A 2156-nucleotide genomic window follows, 5' to 3' on the forward strand; every position below is an offset into this window, starting at 1 on the left:
ACGCCGCGTCGGACGACGCCGCGTCGGACGGGGCGGCGCCGTACCGGTGAACGGCGATCCTGTCGGCAAGCTGGCTGGTGAGCCGGTGGATCACGTACGCGCCCGCTGCGATGAGAACCACGAAGGCGGTGACGGTCAGGAGGACGTTCATGGCAGCCACCTCACATGCCGATGATCAGGCGGCTTGCCCGACCGGGCGGACCGGTCTGTTCCGGAACGGCCGCGGACATCGCGGAGGCGCCGCCCTCGTACTCCCATGACCCGTCCGGGTCCAGCGGCTCGTCGGTCGCGGAGGCGCCGTGCCGGGCCTCGTCCGCGGCGATGAGCGCGCTCGTGGTCAGGGGCGGACCGTCGTAGTCGGACGCGGCAGCCATCAGCCGGGCCGCCGACTCCGCCCCGGTCTCGGGCGGGATGACCAGCAGGTCCCAGCGTCCGGTGCGGTAGGAGAGCAGCAGCAGCTTGTGCGGGTCGATTTCCCGGGTGAACCAGCCGACCTTGACGATGTGACCGTCCACGGGAACCTTGCGGGGGATGACCGGCCAGTACTTCGGGTTGACGGCGATGCGGGTGATGCGGCCCCACAAGGGGTCCAACACGTCGGTCAGTGCAGGCAGTTCGCTCAGCAGATCCCGGGATCGGGGCCACCAGGCACCGTCCAGGAGTCCACGGGACGTGCCGTCGGTCTTCAGGGCGAGGCGTGCGGCCGGGGCTGCGACGGGCTCGGGGTGCGGCAGGGCCGGGTGCAAGGTCGCCGACATGATGCGGACCCGTCTCCGGGCCGCTTCTGCGGCGGCCCGGGTTTCATTGTTCGCCGAGAGCGACCCGGCGTGGAAGCCGGTGTGCGAAATGCCCTCGGTGCTGTCCACACTACTCCGCGCTCCGCCGCTGCTGGAGTACTGGCTCTCACGCGGCCCTGTATGGGCCCCAGTGCCTTTGTGTCGTTCGTGTCCCTCGCCGCCGGCTCGACCGGCTCCCCGCTCAACAGCGCCCGGCTCCACAGAGGTGTCACAGGGCCCTCCCGCCTCCCACCTGCGAGCAGTTCGGATGCAACCCTCGCGGCCCGTCGCGAGTCAGAGACACCGCGATGAAGTGAGGGTCTTCGCACAACCGGGCCACAGGAATGGCATACGATGCGCACGACTCTCATAAAGATCATATAAGAGGATGTACACGTCATGACAATCCGTGCCCCCTATCGTTCCCTTCGCGGCATATCCGCCGTTGCCGCCCTGCTCGCGATCGGCGCGGTGGGATGCTCGGACGTCTCCGACGCCGTCGACAGCACCAAGGACAGCGCGAAGAAGGTGGCTCGCCAGCGCTCGGTGTTCTCGCTGGACATCGGCGACTGCTACAACCCGACCGGCAAGGCCGAGGGGACGGCGTACGCCGTCGAGATCGTGCCCTGCGACGAGGCGCACGAGGGCCAAGTCGTCGGCGAGTTCGCGATCGACGAGGGCAAGGAGTACCCCGGCGACGACGGGGTCTCGACGATCGCGGACGAACGCTGCCCGGTCGAGGCGCAGAAGTACGCCCCGGACACCTGGGCGCTCCCCAAGGGCGGCGCCCTCTTCTACTACACCCCGACCAAGGAGAGCTGGGCGACGGGTGACCGCGCGGTGAGCTGCACCTACACCGCGGGGGAGGGCACGTTCAGCGGCTCGCTGGACACCGCGAAGTCCCTCGAGCCCGAGCAGACCACGTACCTCAAGGGTTCGAACGCGGTCTACGAGGCCCTGTGGGCGAACCAGCCCGAGAAGGACACCGTCGAGGACGACCTGGCCGGTTACAAGGCGCAGGCCAAGGCCGTCGCGGCCGCCCTCGACGCACACGTCGAGGGCCTGGACGGCATCGAGGGCACCGAGGTCGGCAAGCTCCGCGCGACGCTGACGAAGGCGGCCGGGAACTGGAAGAAGGCCGCGAACGCCGCCGACGCCGACGCGTTCTACATCGCCTACGACCCGGCGTTCACCGACATCGACCCGAACAAGTCGGTCGCCGCCCGCAAGGAACTGGACCTGGCCACCACCGTCCCGGCCGACGAGGCCGAGGTCTGGGCGGGCTGACGCTCCGTCGGATCGGCGGGGGGCGGGGCCCCCGGCGACCCCCCCCCCCGACACCCGCCCGGCCCGGCGGGGCCCCCCCCCCCCCGCACGGGG

General features: G+C 70.3%; 2 protein-coding genes. One reads left to right on the plus strand and one right to left on the minus strand.

The window, feature by feature from the left end:
• Nucleotides 1-161 precede the first annotated feature (161 nt).
• Nucleotides 162-866, minus strand: a complete 705-nt coding sequence (locus ACFWVE_RS09730) for a DUF5994 family protein (RefSeq protein ID WP_384010028.1) — start codon at nucleotides 864-866, stop codon at nucleotides 162-164.
• Between the two features lie 309 nt (nucleotides 867-1175).
• Here ACFWVE_RS09730 and ACFWVE_RS09735 point away from each other — a divergent pair, with 309 nt between their 5' ends.
• Entirely contained in the window at nucleotides 1176-2063 is an 888-nt protein-coding gene (locus ACFWVE_RS09735; RefSeq protein ID WP_384010031.1) for a septum formation family protein, read from the plus strand.
• Nucleotides 2064-2156: the final 93 nt, after the last annotated feature.

This window comes from Streptomyces sp. NPDC058632, assembly GCF_042717095.1.
GTDB lineage: Bacteria > Actinomycetota > Actinomycetes > Streptomycetales > Streptomycetaceae > Streptomyces.